Source organism: Pseudomonas sp. Pme6b (assembly GCF_058129925.1).
Window position 1 is genome coordinate 4,698,043 of the sequence record NZ_CM176704.1, and the last position, 19,926, is coordinate 4,717,968.

The window sequence follows — 19,926 nt, forward strand, 5'->3', positions numbered from 1 at the left end:
GGCGATGCACAAAGCTGCCAGAACTTGCCAGACCCAAAAAGCCAAAAGCCCGCAATTACGCGGGCTCCAGAGCATTTCTTGCTAGTTGGTGCCGGACAATGCCGGACGTCCAATCATTCCCACTCAATAGTAGCCGGCGGCTTGCTCGACACGTCATAAGTCACCCGCGAGATCCCTTCGATCTCATTGATGATCCGGCCACTCACCGTCTCCAGCAGCTCATAAGGCAGGTGCGCCCAACGAGCGGTCATGAAGTCGATGGTTTCGACAGCGCGCAGCGCGACGACCCAGGCGTAGCGGCGGCCGTCGCCGACCACGCCAACCGATTTAACCGGCTGGAACACCACGAACGCCTGGCTGACTTTGTGATACCAGTCGGCCTTGCGCAGTTCTTCGATGAAGATGTGGTCGGCACGACGCAGGAGGTCGGCGTATTCCTTCTTCACTTCGCCGAGGATGCGCACGCCCAGGCCTGGGCCTGGGAATGGGTGGCGGTAGACCATGTCGTACGGCAGGCCGAGTTCGAGGCCCAGGCGGCGGACTTCGTCCTTGAACAGCTCGCGCAGTGGCTCGACCAGCTTGAGGTTCATTTCTTCCGGCAGGCCGCCCACGTTGTGGTGCGACTTGATGACGTGGGCCTTGCCGCTTTTCGCGCCAGCCGACTCGATCACGTCCGGGTAGATGGTGCCTTGCGCCAGGTACTTGATGTTGTCCAGCTTGCAGGACTCGGCATCGAACACGTCGATGAAGGTGCGGCCGATGATCTTGCGCTTCTTCTCTGGATCGCTCTCGCCTTCCAGGTTGTTCAGGAACCGCTCTTCGGCGTTGGCGCGGATCACCTTGACGCCCATGTTCTCGGCGAACATGGCCATCACTTGCTCGCCTTCATGCAGACGCAGCAGGCCGTTGTCGACGAATACGCAGGTCAGTTGATCGCCGATGGCCTTGTGCAGCAACGCGGCAACGACAGACGAGTCAACGCCGCCGGACAGGCCCAGCAGGACGTTGTCGGTGCCTACCTGGGCGCGAACCTGAGCGATAGCGTCTTCAGCAATCTTCGACGGGGTCCACAGCGCTTCACAGCCGCAGATGTCGAGGATGAAGCGCGACAGGATGCGACCGCCCTGCTTGGTGTGGGTCACTTCCGGGTGGAACTGCACGCCGTAGTAACCGCGAGCGTCGTCAGCCATACCGGCAATCGGGCAGCTCGGGGTACTGGCCAGAATGTGGAAGTCTTCCGGCAGTTTGGTGACCTTGTCACCGTGACTCATCCATACGTCGAGGCCAAACAGGCCGTCGGCGTCGATATGGTCTTCGATACCATCGAGCAGACGGCTTTTGCCGACTACGTCAACGCGAGCGTAGCCGAACTCGCGCAGCTCGGAACCGGCAACCTTGCCGCCCAACTGCTCGGCCATGGTCTGCATGCCGTAGCAGATACCGAACACCGGCACACCCAGGTCAAATACTGCTTGCGGGCAGCGTGGGCTGTTGGCTTCGTGTACGGACTCGGGGCCGCCGGCGAGGATCACGCCTTTTGGAGCGAATTCGCGAATCGCTTCGTCGTCCATGTCAAACGGATGCAGCTCGCAATACACGCCGATTTCACGCACGCGGCGGGCGATCAGCTGGGTGTACTGGGAACCGAAGTCGAGGATCAGGATACGGTGGGCGTGAATGTCGAGGGCCATGACTCATTCTCGTCAAAAAACAGAAACGACACGGGGCTGCGTCAACAGCCCCGGCTATAAAAAGTGTTGGCCTGCATCGCGGCGCACACCACGATGCAGTCCGGATCAACCAACGCGATAGTTCGGCGCTTCCTTGGTGATCTGCACATCATGGACGTGGGATTCAGCCATGCCTGCGCCGGTAATGCGAACGAACTCGGGCTTGGTGCGCATCTGCTCGATGTCGGCACTGCCGGTGTAACCCATGGAGGAACGCAGACCGCCCATCAACTGATGGATGATGGCCGACAACGGACCTTTGTAGGCCACACGGCCTTCGATACCTTCCGGCACCAGTTTCTCGGCACCTGCGGACGAGTCCTGGAAATAGCGATCGGACGAGCCTTGCGCCTGGGACATCGCACCCAGCGAACCCATGCCGCGATAGGCCTTGTAGGAACGGCCCTGGAACAGTTCGATCTCGCCTGGTGCTTCTTCAGTACCGGCGAACATCGAACCCATCATCACGCAGGAGGCACCGGCCACGATGGCCTTGGACAGGTCACCGGAGAAGCGGATGCCGCCATCGGCGATCATCGGCACGCCTGTGCCTTCAAGGGCTGCGGAAACATTGGCGATGGCGCTGATCTGCGGCACGCCGACACCGGCAACGATGCGCGTGGTGCAGATGGAGCCTGGGCCGATACCGACCTTGACTGCATCGGCGCCTGCAGCAACCAGAGCCTTCGCAGCTTCGCCAGTGGCGATGTTGCCGCCGATGACCTGCACCTGAGGGAAGTTTTCCTTGACCCAGCGAACGCGGTCGATCACGCCTTTGGAATGGCCGTGAGCGGTGTCGACCACAACAACGTCAACGCCGGCAGCGACCAGCGCAGTGACGCGCTCGCCGGTGTCCTTGCCGGTACCGACAGCAGCGCCGACGCGCAGGCGAGCCTGATCGTCCTTGCTGGCCAGCGGATAAGCCTTGGCTTTTTCGATGTCCTTGACGGTCATCATGCCCTTGAGCGCGAAGTGGGCATCCACGATCAGGACTTTTTCCAGACGGTGTTTGTGCAGCAGCTCACGCACTTCGTTCTTGTCGGCACCTTCACGCACGGTGACCAGACGCTCTTTAGGCGTCATCACTTCGCGGACAGGGACATCAAGACGGTTTTCGAAGCGTACGTCGCGGGACGTCACGATGCCGACCAGGTCGCCATTGTGCAGCACCGGTACGCCGGAAATGTTGTGCATGCGGGTAAGTTCGAACAGATCACGAACAGTGGCATCGGCTTCGATCGTGATCGGGTCCTTGACGACACCAGCCTCGAACTTCTTGACCTTGCGCACTTCGGCTGCTTGCTGCTCGATGGTCATGTTCTTGTGGATGATACCGATACCGCCTTCCTGGGCCATGGCAATTGCCAGACGGGCCTCGGTGACTGTATCCATTGCAGCAGAGACCAAAGGTATATTCAGCTCGATGCCACGGGTCAAACGGGTTTTCAGACTGACTTCGTTGGGAAGTACCTCGGAATAACCGGGCACAAGGAGAATGTCGTCGAATGTAAGGGCTTCTTGACTGATACGCAGCATCGCGGGGGCTCCCGGGCGGGAAATTGGAAGCGCGCCATTATACCCACAGACCCCGCCCGGCTCAATGTAAACCTCAGCCTATTATCAAAGCTGTTTATAGACGCACATTAACGCAGGAGACCGGGCGATCCAGACGTTCGGCGAAGTCATCCAGAAAGGTCTGCGTGAACGACGCATCCAGCCAGTTATTGAAGATGAAACCGAGGTTGGAAAACCCGCAGGCGTCGAGAAAAAGAAAGCCGTTGATGTCATCTTCGTGGCGGCATTCGGGGCAGGTAAAATTATCGGTGTGACCGGGCATCCAGTCTTCCAGGCTGTCGAACAGCGCCTCCCCCACTTCGCGACGACACTTCGGGCAACCGGCCTCTTCGGCAAAGTCGTTCAGCGGGGTATAGATGCAGCGCTTGGTGACGATTTCCAGACCATTGACTGTTTGCCCGAAAGGCAAGGCATCGGGGTGCTTTACTACCCTTCTCGCTCCGGGTGCCACGGCGTAGGCCATCTTGTTATAGGTGCGCCCGCATGTCGTCAGCTCCGGCTCGACTACATCGAGCTTGACCAGCCAGCGCAGAATCAGCCGCGCCCTGGCCTCGTGCCCGGGAAAAGTGGAAATTTGCGGGACGATAATGCTTTGGGTGTTCATAACGGAGCGTCGCTTAAAGCTGTTCGAGGCCGCAGCTTAATAGGCTGATGATTCTGGTCAAGGTGAAATCATGATCGAAGTGGCGCTACGGACCCGTGCGCCAGACCGGCATTGCCATTATGATGCCCGACATGATCAAAGACCCTTTCGCAAGACTCGGCCTCGACCGGGAAGTCCTTACTGTCAGCCAGCTCAACGGCCGTGCGCGGGTGTTGCTGGAGGACGTGTTCAGCAGTATCTGGGTCGAAGGCGAGATATCCAACCTCTCTCGCCCGGCGTCTGGCCATGTGTACTTCACGCTGAAGGACTCTGGCGCGCAAGTGCGTTGCGCACTGTTCCGGCAGAGCGCGGCGCGTGTGCGTCAGGCGCTCAAGGACGGCTTGCAGGTCAAGGTGCGCGGCAAGGTGTCGCTGTTTGAAGGCCGTGGCGACTACCAGCTGATTCTCGACACGGTGGAACCTGCCGGTGATGGTGCGTTGCGCCTGGCATTCGATGCGTTGAAAGCCAAGCTCAGCGACGAAGGCCTGTTCAGCGCCGAGCGCAAGGTTGCCTTGCCGTTGCATCCGCAACGTATCGGCATCATCAGCTCACCGACCGGCGCGGTAATCCGCGACATCATTAGTGTGTTCCGCCGCCGCGCACCGAGGGTCGAACTGACATTGATCCCCACCGCCGTTCAGGGGCGTGAGGCGATCAACCAGATTGTCCGCGCACTGAAACTGGCCGACAGCAGAGGCTTCGATGCACTGATACTCGCCCGTGGTGGTGGATCGCTGGAGGACCTGTGGTGCTTCAACGAAGAAGCTGTCGCCCGCGCCATCGACGCGTGCGTGACGCCGATTGTCAGTGCTGTTGGACATGAAACCGATGTTTCCATCAGCGATTTCGTGGCCGACGTACGAGCGCCGACGCCCTCCGCTGCCGCCGAACTGCTCGCTCCGGACTCCAGTGACCTGCATCGACGCGTCGACAGCCTGCACCGCCGACTGGTGAGCCGTATGCAGGATCGACTGATGCGCGAGCGCTTGCGTCTTGAGGGCATTTCGCGGCGTCTGCGTCATCCTGGCGAGCGCTTGCGTCAGCAGTCGCAACGGCTGGACGACCTGGACATGCGCCTGCGCCGCGCTTTCGAACAGAACATGCACCAACGTCAGGTGCGTCTCGCCCATATGCAGAGCCGTCTAGCTGCACAGCATCCGGGCCGAACCCTGGGTTTTCTGCGTCAGCGTCTGGATGCCTTGGCCGAGCGTCTGCCGCGAGCCATTCGTGAACAGATCAAGGCACGCAAGCTGCAACTGCAAAGTCAGGTGCAGACCCTCAACGTGGTCAGCCCGCTCGCCACACTGGGACGCGGTTACAGCATCCTGCTCGACGAGCGCGGCCACGCGATCCGCAGCGCGGCACAGACGCAAACGGGCCAACGGCTTACCGCCAGGCTCGGCGAAGGCGAACTGCAAGTGCGCGTTGAAGACAATCACCTCACACCCGTGACCCTCTCCCTTCTGGACTGACTGCCTGATGCTACGTTTTATTGCCCCGCTGTTCGCCCTGCTGCTCTGTCTTCCCGCTCACGCTGACAGCTTTATTACCCGCGCACTCGACAAACCGGTGCCAGGCGGCGTGGCGGTTGTCGATCTGGGCACTGGCGCTCAGGCTCCGACCGCCACCTATCAAGGCAAACCGGTGCTGGTGGTCAAGGCACAGGGCACGCGATGGCTGGCCATCGTCGGCATCCCGTTAACGGTCAAACCCGGCACTCAACAAGTGACCTCGGGCGGGCGCACGCTGAACTTCACTGTCGGCAGCAAGAAATACCCGGAACAGCACATCACGCTCAAAAACAAACGTCAGGTGAACCCAAACCCTGAAGACAACAAGCGTATCGAGGGCGAACTGGCTGAACAGCTACGCGCCTACCGCAGCTTCAGCCCCGGAACGCCGAGCAACCTGATTCTGGACAAGCCAGTCAACGGACCGCTATCGAGCAGGTTCGGCGTACGTAGATTCTTCAACGGCGAGGAGCGCAACCCGCACTCAGGACTGGATTTCGCTGTACCGGCAGGCACGCCGATCAAATCTCCGGCTGCGGGCAAGGTCATCCTGACCGGTAATTACTTTTTCAATGGCAACACTGTATTCGTTGACCACGGCCAAGGCTTCATCAGCATGTTTTGCCACATGTCGAAAATCGATGTGAAAGTCGGTGATCTGGTCCCTCGTGGCGGCGTGGTCGGCAAGGTCGGTGCTACAGGTCGCGCAACCGGCCCGCACATGCACTGGAACGTCAGCCTCAACGATGCGCGCGTGGACCCGGCAATCTTCATCGGCGCGTTTCAGCCGTAACACTTTTCGTCAGCAAGCGCTAAGGCGCTTGCCAACGACAGTCGTTCTTTGCGCACATCGCTTTCGACCAACAATAACCAGCAAATAAAAGCTCATAACCCGCTATAAAAAATCGATAACGGCGTATTTTCGAGAATTTATCCTAATCTTTTTCAAGTGCTTGCCATCATTCATTCCAATGGTTACGGTTGGGCTCATGAAAACCTCTCAAACCCTTATTCTGTTGCGCCAACATCGGTGCCTCAGCCTGGTCAGCGCCCGACTGCCAGGCTAGATTGCTGTGCCTCGCCCCTGTGTTCGCAACCCCTGTGCTTTTTAGAACGGAAGGCCGACCCTAACCCGGCCCCGTGAATACAAAAGGATTTCCTGATGACCATGCTCAAAGACCCATCGAAGAAGTACCGCGCATTCCCGACCATCGATCTGCCTGACCGCACCTGGCCTTCGAAGACCATCGATGCAGCGCCGATCTGGTGCAGCTCCGACCTGCGCGACGGCAACCAGTCGTTGATCGAACCAATGGACGCGGCCAAGAAACTGCGCTTCTGGAAAATCCTGGTCAGCGTTGGCGTCAAGGAAATCGAGGCATCCTTTCCATCAGCTTCGCAGACTGACTTCGATTTCGTGCGTACCCTGATCGAAGACGGCCATATCCCGGATGACACCACCATTCAGGTGCTGACCCAGGCTCGCGAAGACCTGATCGCTCGCACGTTCGAATCGCTGCGTGGCGCGAAGAAAGCCATCGTCCACCTGTATAACGCGACCAGCCCGTCGTTCCGCCGCATCGTCTTCAATCAGGACAAGGCCGGGGTGAAAGAGATCGCGGTCAACGCGGCCAAGCTTTTCGTCAAATATGCAGCACAACAGCCTGAAACCCAGTGGACCTTCGAGTACTCGCCGGAAACCTTCAGTGCGACCGAGCTGGAATTCGCCAAGGAAGTCTGCGATGCGGTGATCGAGGTGTGGAACCCGACGCCCGAGAACAAGGTGATCCTCAACCTCCCGGCCACCGTGGAAGTGGCGACACCCAACATTTACGCTGACCAGATCGAATGGTTCGGCCGCAACATCACCCGCCGCGACAGCGTGCTGATCAGCCTGCACACCCATAACGACCGTGGTACAGGCGTCGCTGCTACCGAGCTGGGCCTGATGGCCGGTGCGGATCGCGTCGAAGGCTGCCTGTTCGGTAACGGCGAGCGGACCGGCAACGTCGATCTGGTCACCGTTGCATTGAACCTCTACACCCAGGGCATCGACCCGGAGCTGGACTTCTCGGATATCGACGGTGTGCGTAAGGTCGTCGAAGAGTGCAACCAGATTCCGGTTCATCCACGTCACCCGTACGTTGGCGACCTGGTACACACCGCGTTCTCCGGTTCGCACCAGGACGCCATCCGCAAGGGCTTCACCCAGCAGAAGGACGGCGAGCTGTGGGAAGTGCCTTACCTGCCGATTGACCCCGCCGACATTGGCCGTAGCTACGAGGCGGTGATTCGCGTCAACAGCCAGTCAGGCAAAGGTGGCATCACTTACCTGCTGGAGCAGGAATATGGCATTTCCCTGCCGCGCCGTATGCAGATCGAGTTCAGCCAGGTAGTTCAGGGTGAAACCGATCGTCTGGGCCTGGAGATGTCCGCTCAGCAGATTCATTCGCTGTTGCGCCGTGAATACCTGCAAGCCAACACACCTTACGCGCTGATCAGCCACAAGTTGCAGGAGGAGAACGGCAACAGTGCGGTCGATGCCGAAGTGCATGTGGACGGTGAAACCCAGCATTGGCGCGGCAAGGGCAAAGGCGCTCTGGAAGCGCTGGTCGCCGGTCTGCCAGTTGCCGTGGAGATCATGGACTACAACGAGCACGCCATTGGCTCGGGCACCACGGCCAAAGCCGCTGCCTACATCGAACTGCGCGTGAATGGCGAGCGTGCCGTGCATGGCGTGGGTATTGATGAAAACATTACCACCGCCAGCTTCCGGGCACTGTTCAGCGCACTGAACCGCTCGTTGAGCCAGACACAAGCCAAGGCCGCCTGAGTCTACAGGCAGGATGGCGGACGCCAGTTCGCCATCCTCACCCAAACCGAGCGCGCGACTCCCCTCCTCGCCAGCCTCTTGCATTCCACGCATGACCCTGCCTGTTTCGGCATAATCTTTTTCATTTATGCTGTGGTAGCATGCTGCCTTTATTCCAGGACGGGCCAACATCCAACAGCAATTCATATGCTGACGATGCCCATCCGGACTTACCTGCCAGCTACATCTTTCCTATAAAACCAAGACGACTATTGCATTGATTTCCGGACGAAAAGAATGCTCGGGCAGACCCACCGTGCATTGAAATTACTATCGGCCTCGGTACGCTGAGCTGATCCAATCACATTTGGAGCGATTATGCCCAAGGCTTCCCATCAAGATTTGCGCCGCAGTTTCCGTGCGCTTACCTCGTCGAACTCGTGCTTTCACACCGCCTCGGTATTCGACCCCATGTCAGCGCGAATCGCAGCGGATCTGGGCTTTGAAGTAGGCATCCTCGGCGGTTCTGTCGCATCGCTGCAAGTACTGGCAGCACCTGACTTCGCACTGATCACCCTGAGCGAGTTCGTTGAACAGGCCACGCGCATCGGCCGCGTTGCGCAACTGCCGGTTATCGCGGACGCAGACCATGGTTATGGCAATGCCCTTAACGTCATGCGTACCGTTGTTGAACTGGAACGCGCCGGCATCTCGGCGTTGACGATTGAAGATACCCTGCTGCCTGCGCAGTTCGGACGCAAATCCACTGACCTGATTTCCACGGCTGAAGGTGTTGGCAAGATCCGCGCAGCACTGGAGGCACGTGTCGACCCGGAGATGTCGATTTTCGCTCGAACCAACGCGGCGATCATCCCGGTTCAGGAAGCCATCAGTCGGGTTCAGCAGTATCAGGCTGCCGGGGCTGACGGCATTACCATCGTCGGCATTCGTGACTTTGATCACCTGGCACAGATATCCGAAGGCGTGACCGTACCGCTGATGCTGGTGACCTACGGCAACCCTGAGCTGCACGACAATGCGCGTCTTGCCGAGATGGGCGTGCGAGTCTGCGTGCATGGCCACGCTGCGTACTTTGCCGCAATCAAAGCCACCTACGACTGCTTACGCGAGCAACGCCAGATTCTGGGCAGCGAGTCGAACATGAGCGCTACCGAATTGACCCACACCTATACGCAGCCTGAAGACTACGTAGAGTGGGCACGCAAGTTCATGAATGTGAACGAGTAAGGGCTCTGGGTGCTGTGACGCTTTGCGTCACAGATCTGCGCCAAGCCGCACACTCAAGATCCGACGCAGAGCGTCGCACGATAGTCAGGTTATCGTTCCGCACGCTCCAGCGTGGGAACGCCTGTCGTGACGCTCTGCGTCACAGATCTGCGCGCACCACATAGCCGGGAGCAGACCCGTAACGTAAGCACCGCATGCCGACGCGGCGCGTCGGCACGACCATCATCCGTGCCAGGACATCAGGCAGTGGTATTCACGCCACCTTCAGTCTCCAGCTGCAACAACGATGCCTGCAAGGTCTGCAGGTTAGCGCTGGTGGACGCAATCTGACCCTGAATCGCCATGGCTTTCTGGGCCTTTTCTTCCGCAGTGCCATTACCGCTTTGAGCGGCAGCCAATTGCGCCTGCTGTTGAGCCAGTTGCTTCTGGGCGTCCTTGATCTGCTGCTTTATCTGTTCGATCGTCTGATTAAGAGCCGATTTGCTGGAGCCGCCAACGCTGCCCCCACCACCGGCCGCTCCGGCCTTACCGCCTTCGGTCGAGGCCTGATCAGAGGTCTTCTCTGTTTCAGTCGTGGTAGTTGCAGACTTGATTGCCTCTGCGTCGGTAGATTTAACCGCTAGGGTCAACGGGCTTGAATAGCTGTTCAATGTGGACGTATTGATGGTAATCATGGCGGTCTCCAGGTTGCCTGCACACGCTATCGGCCGACTCGTAACATTCTGAAGTAATTTTTATTGAATATTAAAAGAGTCAGCGTCCAGACCGGCTGGAAAGCGTGTGCGATAGGCTTGTAAGTCTGCCGCGCTTAACGTCGCCCTGAACACTCCATCCGCTTCGCCTGCCCCCAACAGGCTCTCGCCTTGAAAATCCAGAACCTGACTGTCACCGGTGTACGCAAAGCCCTTCCCGTCCGACCCTACCCGATTGACCGCGGCAACGTAGCACAGGTTTTCGATGGCCCTGGCGGGCAGCAGGCGGTTCCAGTGCAGACGTCGCGCGCCTGGCCAGTTGGCGGTGTACAGCAACAGGTCGGTACTTTCGGCGTCACGGCTCCAGACCGGAAAGCGCAGGTCGTAGCAGATCAGCGGGCGAATACGCCACCCATTAAGCTCAAACATCACCTGACGCTCGCCCGGCGTGTAGTGTTCGTGTTCACCCGCCATACGAAACAAGTGACGCTTGTCATAATGCAGCAACTCACCCTCCGGTCGCGCCCACAGCAGACGGTTGCGATAAGTGCCATCGGCAGCGCGAATGATGACGCTGCCGGTCACCACCGCATTGATCCGCTTAGCCTGCGCCAACAGCCAGGTCGATGTAGGACCTGCCTCAGGCTCAGCCAGCGCCTCGGACTCCATCGAGAACCCGGTGGTGAACATTTCAGGCAGGATCACCAGATCAGCGCCATGCGCCTGGCCCAGCAAGTGCTCGAAATGCTCCAGATTGGCCTCCCGATCATGCCATGCCAGAGTCGTCTGAATCAGCGCAAGGTTCAGGTTTGGCAGTTCGCTTATATCGCGCATAGTTTCTCCGCCGCCTGACGCAACGTGTCCTCTTGCTTGGCGAAGCACAGGCGAATCAGACGCTGGCCTGCTGGAGGGCTCTGGTAGAACACAGAAATCGGAATGCTCGCCACACCGTGTTCACGGGTCATCCACAGCGCCATGTCCACGTCATTCAGGTCAGGCCGTATCTGCGAATAATCGACCAACTGGAAATAAGTACCGCCAACAGGCCGGAAGCTGAAACGCGATTCAGCCAGATGACCACAGAAAAAGTCGCGCTTGGCCTGATAGAAGCCTGGCAGCTCATCGACATGCTCAGGGTGCTCGGCCATGAAATCGGCCAGCGCATACTGCAATGGCGTGACACCACAGAAACTGACGTACTGATGCACCTTGCGCAGTTCGGAAGTCAGCGCGGGCGGCGCGACCACGTAACCGGTTTTCCAGCCTGTGACGTGATATGTCTTGCCGAACGAGCTGACGACGAAGGCGCGCTGATACAGTGCCTCGTGATCAAGCACGCTGACATGGCGCGCGCCATCGAAGACCAGGTGTTCATAAACTTCATCGCTAAGCAGGTAGATATCACGATCGGCGATCAGCGCAGCCAGTCGATCAAGCTCTGCACGACTGATCAGGGCACCGCTCGGGTTGTGCGGGCTATTGATGACAATCATGCGTGTACGCGGGCTTAACGCATCGCTGAGCTTTTGCCAGTCGATGGAGAAGTCATCCAGCCCCAGTTGCACATGGACGCAGCGCCCACCGGCCAGCTCGACAGCGGGCTCGTAGCTGTCATAGCAAGGGTCAAAAATGATCACTTCGTCGCCAGCGCGAATAACGCTATGGATCGCGCAGAAAATCGCCTGGATGGCACCCGGTGTAATAGTGATTTCAGTGTCCGCATTGACCGTACGCCCATAGCTGCGGGCGATCTTTGCCGCAACTTGCTGACGAAGCGCAGGCAGCCCGGTCATCGGTGAGTATTGGTTATGGCCTTGAGTGATATGTCGGCAAACCGCATCACGCAGCGCCTGCGGCCCGTCAAAATCAGGAAACCCCTGGGACAGGTTGATAGCTCCGGTTTCGGCGGCCAGCTGTGACATGACGGTGAAGATAGTGGTGCCCACGTTGGGCAACTTGCTGTCGATCATGGAACCCTTTCCCTGCAATCTCCCGGCACCGGGCGGCACGGGGTCAGGCAGGATAGCCCATTAAACGGACACAAAAAAAGGCGCCGAAGCGCCTTTTTCCAGATGCTGACTCAGCGCTTGTCGCGGCGCTTCTTGTCGGCCTTCTTGTGGTGCGACATCATCCGACGCTTCTTGTTGACCTGACGGTCGGTGAGCGTGTTCTTGTTGCCTTCATACGGGTTCTCGCCGCCCTTGAACTCGATACGGATCGGCGTACCGACCAGTTTGAGCACACGCCGGTAAGTGTTTTCCAGGTAACGAACGTAGGACTTGGGTACTTTCTCGACCTGGTTACCGTGGATCACGATCAGCGGCGGGTTGGCGCCGCCCAGGTGAGCGTAGCGCAGCTTGATGCGGCGGCTGCCGACCATCGGTGGCGCATGCTCGCTGACCGCATCTTCGAGAATCTGGGTCAGGCGGCTGGTTGGCCAGCGGGTTACCGCAGACTTGAACGAGTTCTGTACCGACTGATACAGGTTGCCCACGCCCGTGCCGTGCAGTGCGGAGATGAAGTGGATGTCGGCGAAGTCGACGAAGAACAACCGGCGCTCCAGCTCGATCTTCACGAAATCGCGTTCGCCCGGCGTCATGCCGTCCCACTTGTTCAGCGCGATGACCAGCGCACGACCCGCTTCAAGGGCGAAGCCCAGCAGGTTCAGGTCGTGGTCGACCACACCTTCGCGGGCGTCCATCACAAAGATCACCACGTTGGCGTCCTTGATGGCCTGCAGCGTCTTGACCACCGAGAACTTTTCAACTTCCTCGTGGATCTTGCCGCGCTTGCGCACACCGGCAGTGTCGATCAGCGTGTACTTCTCTTCATTACGCTCGAAGGGAATGTAGATACTGTCGCGCGTGGTGCCTGGCTCGTCATAGACGATAACCCGGTCTTCACCCAGCATTCGGTTGACCAGCGTCGATTTGCCGACGTTGGGACGCCCGATGATTGCGATCTTGATGCCGTCTTTTTCGCTTGGACCAGGAATGCGCTTGGCTTCCTGACCTTCGGCAACTTCCTCGACCTCCTCGCCCTCTTCCAGCTCGTCTTCGTCCTTGGGAAACTCCCGCAGGGCGATTTCGAGCATCTGCGAGATGCCACGACCATGGGCACCAGCCACCGGAATGGCGTCGCCCAGACCCATCGGGCTGAACTCGGCACGTGCCAGGTTTTCGTCGATGTTGTCGATCTTGTTGGCAACCACGTAGGAACGCTTGTTGCGCTTGCGCAGGTGCTCACCAATCATCTGATCAGCAGCGGTGTAGCCCGCACGGGCGTCCACCAGAAACAGCACCACATCGGCTTCTTCAATGGCCAGCAGCGACTGCTCGGCCATCTTTTCGTCCATGCCATGCTCGTCACCGGAAATACCGCCGGTGTCGATCAGAATATAGGAGCGCCCTTGCCACTTCGCCTCTCCGTATTGGCGATCACGGGTAAGACCGGACAGATCACCGACAATGGCGTCGCGAGTCCTGGTCAGGCGGTTGAACATGGTGGACTTGCCGACGTTCGGTCGACCCACCAGGGCGATTACGGGAACCATGCGGCTCTCCACTTCGTTATTTCAGAAAATACAAAAGCCGCTGCAGGGCAGCGGCCGGAGTTCGGGGCGATGCCATAAAGGCACCGCAGCCTTGCCGAAGCAAAGGCACCCGGGGCCATCGGCCCCGGGCATGGACACTTATTGCTTGATGGTCAGGGCTTCCAGTTTGCCGCTGTTGCCATACACGTAAATCATGTCCCCAACCACCAGCGGACGAGCACGCAGGCCGTCGCTGTCGATACGTTCGCGACCGACAAAACGACCGTCCACCTGGCTCAACAGGTGCAGGTAGCCTTCCATGTCACCGACCGCTACATAGCTGGAATACACTTCCGGCGCGCCGAGCTGGCGGCGAGCCAGTGATTCGTTGCTCCACAGTGCAGAGGACGAACGCTCGTCGATACCTTCAACAGTGCCGGAGGCCAGGGTTGCGTAAACGCTGCCAAAGCCCTGGGCAACGCCCGAGTAGCTAGAGGCATCACGCTGCCAGAGCACACGACCGCTTTCCAGGTCCAGACCGGCGACGCGACCCTGATAGGTAGCGACGTACAGTGTACCGCCGGACAGCAACAGGCCGCCGTCGATATCCACGACACGATCCAGTTCCGAGCGACCTTGCGGGATAGCAACACGCTGCTCCCAGACAGGCACGCCGTTGGTAATGTCCAGCGCGACGACCTTACCGGTCGACAGACCCGCCACGGCGAGACGATTGGTTGCAAGTGGAGCACCGGTACCACGCAGGGTCAGCACCGCTGGGGTGCTTTCGTAAATCCAGAGCTGGGAACCTGTGGAGGCATCGAAACCGACAATACGGTCATCCTGAGTCTGAACCACTACCACAGAACCGTTGGTGGCAGGCGGAGCCAGCACTTCGCTGGTCACGCGAGCGCGCCACTTTTCCTCACCGGAGGTGGCGTCCATGGCAATGACTTCACCCTTGAGGGTACCGATCATCACCAGGCCATAGCCCACGCCGACTGCACCGGAAACCGGCAGATCGAGATCTTTCTTCCAGATCACATCACCGGTCAGACGATCCAGCGATACGACTTCGCCAGTGACGTCAGCCGCGTAGATGCGATCGCCATCGATGGCTGGCACGAGCATGTTGTACGTCTTGCCCTGACCGTCGCCGACGGAACGGCTCCATTGCTTGTGCAGAACCACTTCTTCTTTGAAGTCGGTCAGCTCGGCCGGAGGCAATTCCTTTTTGCTGTTGCTGCTGCAACCCGCGGCCAGAATGGCCAGAGCCAGCAATGCTGCATGTTTCCAACGAATCACGTCACGCATCCCCTTTCGCCAAATCGTCGAGCTTCATTTGCAGGCCACCCACTGCTGCGTCTTCGGACAGAGCGGATTTGGCCTTTTGGTATGCAGCATATGCCTCGTCGGTACGACCCAGCTGTACCAGCAGGTCACCCTTGAGTTCTTCACGACTGGCGAGGAAGGCCTTGTCGGCATCGCCGTCGAGCAGCTTCAGCGCGTCATCGGTCTTGTTCTGCGCAGCCAGCACGCGAGCCAGACGCTGACGGGCAATCTCGCCCAGCGTGTCATTGGCAGGCTTGTCGGCCACGGTTTTCAGCTCGGCTGCAGCATCGTCCAGCTTACCGGCATCGACCGCCACCTTGGCGACGAACAGGCTACCGAACTGTGCATAGGTAGTGCCACCGAATTCGCTTTTCAGTTTGCCGGATATCTCGGCGACACGTGCGGTGTCTGCCTGGCCACTGGGCGTCAGTGCGGTTTCCAGCAATTGCTGATAAAGCATCGAGGCGCCTTGCGACTGGCTGGCCTGATACCTGTGCCAGAACTGCCAACCCAAGACCACGACCAACGCAAGCAGACCACCGGTCAACAGGGGTTTGCCGTTACGCTGCCACCAGTCCTTCATTACCGCCAGCTCTTCATCTTCGGTACCCGACACCCCAATACTCCTATTCGCTAAACGGCTGTTAAATCAGCTTCAACCCTGCACAACGCAGGAGGCCAGGTGCTCTGACAGAGCGTCCCAGGCAATATTTTGTTGTTCACCCTGACCGCGCAGGGGTTTGACGCCAATGACCTTTGCCGCCAGTTCTTCTTCACCGAGAATCAGCGCATACAGCGCACCGCTCTTGTCGGCTTTCTTGAACTGGCTTTTGAAGCTGCCGGCACCGGCGTTGACCTGCAAACGCAGGCTCGGCAACTGATCGCGCACCTTTTCGGTGAGAGCCAGCGCAGCCAGCTCAGCTGCTTCGCCAAAGGCGCACAGGTAAACATCGACCTGACGGGCAATTTCTTCCGGGACCTGCCCGAGGGTTTCAAGCAACAGAACCAGACGCTCGATACCCATCGCGAAACCAACGCCGGTCGTCGGCTTGCCGCCCATCTGCTCGACCAGACCGTCATAACGACCGCCTGCACAGACCGTACCCTGAGCACCCAATTGGTCGGTAACCCACTCGAAAACGGTCTTGCTGTAATAATCCAGCCCGCGAACCAGCTTCGGGTTGATGACATAAGGAATGCCGGCTGCGTCCAGACGGGCCTTCAGGCCTTCGAAGTGAACGCGGGATTCGTCATCCAGATAATCTGCCAGCTTTGGAGCATCGACCAGCACAGCCTGGGTTTCAGGGTGTTTGGTGTCCAGCACGCGCAGCGGATTGGTTTTCAGACGACGCTGGCTGTCTTCGTCGAGTTGATCAAGACGTGCCGACAGAAACTCGACCAGCGCATCACGATAACGCGCACGCGCTTCGCTGGTGCCCAGGCTGTTGAGTTCAAGCTTGACCGCATTGCGAATGCCCAGCATGCCCCACAGGCGCCAGGTCATGACGATCAGTTCGGCATCGATGTCCGGACCGTCAAGATTGAAGACCTCGACACCAATCTGGTGAAACTGGCGATAACGGCCTTTCTGTGGACGCTCGTGACGAAACATCGGCCCGATGTACCACAGTTTCTGAACCTGACCGCCACCGGTGATGCCGTGCTCCAGGACCGCACGCACACAGGCAGCAGTACCTTCCGGACGCAGGGTCAGGGAGTCGCCGTTGCGATCGGCGAAGGTGTACATTTCCTTCTCGACGATATCGGTCACTTCACCGATGGAGCGCTTGAACAGCTCGGTGAATTCGACGATAGGCATACGAATCTGCCGGTAACCGTAGTTATCCAGCAGACGTGAAACGGTGCCTTCGAAGTGGCGCCACAGCGGCGTCTGCTCGGGCAGGATGTCGTTCATGCCACGAATGGCTTGTAGAGACTTACTCACAGAAAATCCTTAGCAATCCTGGTTAGCCGCGCACGATGACAGATGCGTCAGCTTCGGCCTTTTCAGCCGCTTTCTCGCGAATCAAGCGTTCAAGCTCGTCCACGAGATTGTCGTTGGTCAGTTTCTGCGCAGGCTTGCCGTCGATGTAAATCAGGTTCGGCGTACCACCAGTCAGGCCGATATGCGCTTCCTTGGCCTCGCCCGGACCGTTGACTACACAACCGATCACTGCGACATCAAGCGGCACCAGCAAATCTTCAAGGCGACCTTCAAGCTCGTTCATGGTCTTGACCACATCGAAGTTCTGCCGCGAGCAGCTCGGGCAGGCGATGAAGTTGATACCACGGGAACGAAGGCGCAACGATTTGAGGATGTCGTACCCGACTTTCACTTCCTCGACCGGATCAGCAGCCAGCGAGATGCGGATAGTATCGCCAATTCCTTCGGCAAGCAGCATTCCAAGACCGACAGCCGATTTCACCGTGCCTGAACGCAAGCCGCCAGCTTCGGTGATACCCAGATGCAGAGGCTGGACGATCTGTTTGGCCAGCAGGCGGTAGGCTGCGACGGCCATGAACACATCGGACGCCTTGACGCTGACCTTGAAGTCCTGAAAGTTCAGGCGCTCCAGGTGCTCGACGTGGCGCAACGCAGACTCCACCAACGCCTCTGGCGTCGGCTCGCCGTACTTCTTCTGCAGGTCTTTTTCCAGCGACCCGGCGTTGACGCCGATGCGGATCGGAATACCGCGATCACGCGCAGCATCGACCACGGCCCGCACCCGGTCTTCACGACCGATATTGCCCGGGTTGATACGCAGACAGTCGACGTCCAGCTCCGCCACACGCAGGGCGATGCGATAGTCGAAGTGGATGTCGGCGACCAATGGCACTTTGACCAGTTGCTTGATGCGACCAAAGGCTTCGGCAGCGTCCATGTCCGGTACAGAAACACGCACGATGTCGACACCGGCAGCTTCCAGACGGTTGATCTGGGCGACGGTGGCCGCAACATCGTTGGTATCGCTGTTGGTCATGCTCTGCACGGCAATCGGCGCATCACCGCCGACCGGTACGGAACCGACCCATATTTTTCGGGATTCGCGACGCTTGATTGGAGATTCGCCGTGCATGACTTATTGCCCTAGCTTCAGGCGAGCAGTTTCGCCGCTGGTAAAAGGTGCCACGTCTACAGGCTGACCGTTGTAGCTGACCTGCGCGCCGCGTGCGTAGCCCAGGCGCAGCGTCAATGGCGGCTTGCCGCTGACATCCAGGCTGTCGCCCTTGCGCTTAAGGCCGCTGACCAGCACCTTGCCGTTTCCGTCAGTGACCTGGGTCCAGCAATCGGCGACGAACTGCACAGTAATCTGACCGGCCCCGGCCATGACTGGCGCTGGCTGCTCGGCTGGTGCGGTCGGCATCGACGGTACGGTCGGCGCAGCAACAGGCGCTTGTGGAGCATTTGCAGGCGGCGTAGTGGCGGCCGGTGTCTGTGTCTGCGCAGGCGCATGACTCGTAACACCTGCAGTAGGAGCAGCAGGCGTCGCGCTCGGAGATTCACTGGCAGGCGCACCGGTGTTCAACGGCAGCGAAGTCTGTCCGGCATTAGGCGTTTCGGCCACTGCGGGCTCTTCCGGCTCGTCCAGCGGGTGAATCTGAGTGGTGCCGTCGGCGCTTTCGACCTCGACGTGCTCCATGTTCAGCCCGGACTGGTCCCTGCCACGCAGAGAAGCCTGATCCTGCCACCAGAAGAAACCGCCACCGACCAGAAGCACCAGCAACAACAGGCTGACGATACGCAGGATGTTGTGTGACAGCCTGACCGGCTCTTCGATACGGCCCAATGCGTGGACCGAACTGCCCTTGCCATCGGTGCCGGTGAACTGGTCGAACTGTTCGACCAGCGCCGCCTGATCGAGGTCAAGCAGCTTGGCGTAGGCGCGTACATACCCCCGGGCAAACGTATGCCCAGGCAGCTTTTCAAAATGTCCGTTCTCCAGATTGCTCAGGGAGGTCACGGTGAGGTTCAGTCTCAAAGCCACATCTGGCAGCGACCAGCTCCTGCTCTCGCGGACCTGGCGCAGGGTTTCTCCAGGGTTCACGCGGGTGGTTGCTACAACTTCGGGATGCGCCGCTTTCATCATTGCTCCGACAGGTATTGCTGATATTCCGGCGTACCGGGATAGAGTCTTTTCAACAGCAGACCAAAACTGGCCGCCTTGTTACGATCATCATAGATCTTCGCCAGGCGTGTACCGAGCAATAGACTACGTGCATTTTGCTCGCTGAGTTGGCTAAAACGGTCGTAATAATCACGCGCCGGCACATATTGCTTGTCTTCGTAGGATATCTGCGCCATTTCCAGCAAGGACCTTGGCAACTGGCGGTCCAGGCGCAACGCCTTGGTAAAATGCTCACGGGCCTGCTCGCGATTACCCAGCTTCAGCGAAGTCATGCCCAGGCTCTCAAAGACTCGCGACCGCTCAGGATACAGGTTGTCGGCAGCGGCCTGTTCAAAACGCTCGTAGGCTTCCTTGTAACGCTTTTGTTCGAACAGAAAACTGCCGTAATTATTGACGATGCGTGTTTCGTTGTTACTGGAAGCCAGCGCCTTGCGAAAGTACTGCTCTGCAAGCTCCGGCTCCATCTCGGTCTGGAACACCAGCGCCAGTGCGGCATTGGCCTGCGCGTCGGAACTGTCGAGCTCGAGCGCCTTTTTCAGCGGAACCTTGGCGCGCTCGGTCTGCCCCTGCTGAAAGTAACCCAGCCCAAGCTGCACGTACGCTCTGCGCGCTTCCTCGCGCCCCTGCGCCGTTGTCATCGGGTTGACGTTGCCGGTGGATACGCACGCCGTCAGCAACATGACAACACATAGCAACAGCGAGGCACGCACAGACATGGAGTCTC

General features: G+C 59.0%; 17 protein-coding genes. 4 read left to right on the forward strand and 13 right to left on the reverse strand.

Annotation, left to right across the window (positions count from 1 at the left end; genetic code table 11):
- Positions 1 to 113: 113 nt before the first annotated feature.
- The 3 genes from guaA to AC4ANE_RS21305 form a co-directional block, all read right to left on the reverse strand.
- The gene (guaA, locus tag AC4ANE_RS21295) at positions 114 to 1,691 is read right to left on the reverse strand and encodes a glutamine-hydrolyzing GMP synthase (RefSeq protein WP_002552500.1); all 1,578 of its coding nucleotides are present in this window, start codon (positions 1,689 to 1,691) and stop codon (positions 114 to 116) included.
- 105 nt (positions 1,692 to 1,796) lie between these two features.
- A complete protein-coding gene (gene guaB, locus AC4ANE_RS21300; protein ID WP_002552499.1) occupies positions 1,797 to 3,266 on the reverse strand; it encodes an IMP dehydrogenase in 1,470 nt (489 codons plus the stop codon).
- A gap of 94 nt (positions 3,267 to 3,360) precedes the next feature.
- Entirely contained in the window at positions 3,361 to 3,909 is a 549-nt protein-coding gene (locus AC4ANE_RS21305) for a hypothetical protein (protein WP_002552498.1), read from the reverse strand.
- 131 nt (positions 3,910 to 4,040) lie between these two features.
- Between AC4ANE_RS21305 and xseA the strand changes: the two genes are divergently transcribed.
- The 4 genes from xseA to AC4ANE_RS21325 all read left to right on the forward strand — a co-directional run bounded on the left by xseA (position 4,041) and on the right by AC4ANE_RS21325 (position 9,519).
- Positions 4,041 to 5,420, forward strand: coding sequence for an exodeoxyribonuclease VII large subunit (xseA, locus tag AC4ANE_RS21310; RefSeq protein ID WP_002552497.1), 1,380 nt, complete (start codon positions 4,041 to 4,043; stop codon positions 5,418 to 5,420).
- Between the two features lie 7 nt (positions 5,421 to 5,427).
- Entirely contained in the window at positions 5,428 to 6,252 is an 825-nt protein-coding gene (locus AC4ANE_RS21315) for a peptidoglycan DD-metalloendopeptidase family protein (protein ID WP_002552496.1), read from the forward strand.
- Between the two features lie 369 nt (positions 6,253 to 6,621).
- The gene (gene leuA, locus AC4ANE_RS21320) at positions 6,622 to 8,292 is read left to right on the forward strand and encodes a 2-isopropylmalate synthase (RefSeq protein WP_002552495.1); all 1,671 of its coding nucleotides are present in this window, start codon (positions 6,622 to 6,624) and stop codon (positions 8,290 to 8,292) included.
- A gap of 357 nt (positions 8,293 to 8,649) precedes the next feature.
- Positions 8,650 to 9,519, forward strand: a complete 870-nt coding sequence (locus tag AC4ANE_RS21325; protein ID WP_002552494.1) for an isocitrate lyase/PEP mutase family protein — start codon at positions 8,650 to 8,652, stop codon at positions 9,517 to 9,519.
- A 239-nt stretch (positions 9,520 to 9,758) separates the two neighbouring features.
- Here the strand turns inward: AC4ANE_RS21325 and AC4ANE_RS21330 are convergent, their stop codons facing one another.
- From AC4ANE_RS21330 to pilW, 10 genes are all read right to left on the reverse strand, one after another.
- Positions 9,759 to 10,193, reverse strand: coding sequence for a hypothetical protein (locus AC4ANE_RS21330; RefSeq protein WP_002552493.1), 435 nt, complete (start codon positions 10,191 to 10,193; stop codon positions 9,759 to 9,761).
- Between the two features lie 60 nt (positions 10,194 to 10,253).
- Entirely contained in the window at positions 10,254 to 11,045 is a 792-nt protein-coding gene (locus AC4ANE_RS21335) for an amidohydrolase (protein ID WP_002552492.1), read from the reverse strand.
- A complete protein-coding gene (locus tag AC4ANE_RS21340) occupies positions 11,033 to 12,181 on the reverse strand; it encodes a pyridoxal phosphate-dependent aminotransferase (RefSeq protein ID WP_460408510.1) in 1,149 nt (382 codons plus the stop codon). The genes AC4ANE_RS21335 and AC4ANE_RS21340 overlap by 13 nt, the downstream gene beginning before the upstream one ends.
- A 110-nt stretch (positions 12,182 to 12,291) precedes the next feature.
- Entirely contained in the window at positions 12,292 to 13,764 is a 1,473-nt protein-coding gene (der, locus tag AC4ANE_RS21345) for a ribosome biogenesis GTPase Der (RefSeq protein ID WP_002552490.1), read from the reverse strand.
- A 138-nt stretch (positions 13,765 to 13,902) separates the two neighbouring features.
- Positions 13,903 to 15,057 (reverse strand): outer membrane protein assembly factor BamB, encoded by a 1,155-nt coding sequence (bamB, locus tag AC4ANE_RS21350; RefSeq protein WP_003409122.1) that lies wholly within the window; start codon positions 15,055 to 15,057, stop codon positions 13,903 to 13,905.
- Entirely contained in the window at positions 15,050 to 15,691 is a 642-nt protein-coding gene (locus AC4ANE_RS21355) for a YfgM family protein (RefSeq protein WP_002552488.1), read from the reverse strand. Before AC4ANE_RS21355 ends, bamB begins: the two co-directional genes overlap by 8 nt.
- 39 nt (positions 15,692 to 15,730) lie before the next feature.
- The gene (gene hisS, locus AC4ANE_RS21360; RefSeq protein ID WP_002552487.1) at positions 15,731 to 17,020 is read right to left on the reverse strand and encodes a histidine--tRNA ligase; all 1,290 of its coding nucleotides are present in this window, start codon (positions 17,018 to 17,020) and stop codon (positions 15,731 to 15,733) included.
- A 22-nt stretch (positions 17,021 to 17,042) separates the two neighbouring features.
- A complete protein-coding gene (gene ispG, locus AC4ANE_RS21365; RefSeq protein WP_031597363.1) occupies positions 17,043 to 18,152 on the reverse strand; it encodes a flavodoxin-dependent (E)-4-hydroxy-3-methylbut-2-enyl-diphosphate synthase in 1,110 nt (369 codons plus the stop codon).
- 3 nt (positions 18,153 to 18,155) lie between these two features.
- Entirely contained in the window at positions 18,156 to 19,160 is a 1,005-nt protein-coding gene (locus AC4ANE_RS21370; protein ID WP_002552485.1) for a RodZ domain-containing protein, read from the reverse strand.
- The gene (gene pilW / locus AC4ANE_RS21375; protein WP_002552484.1) at positions 19,160 to 19,918 is read right to left on the reverse strand and encodes a type IV pilus biogenesis/stability protein PilW; all 759 of its coding nucleotides are present in this window, start codon (positions 19,916 to 19,918) and stop codon (positions 19,160 to 19,162) included. The genes AC4ANE_RS21370 and pilW overlap by 1 nt, the downstream gene beginning before the upstream one ends.
- Positions 19,919 to 19,926 lie beyond the last annotated feature (8 nt).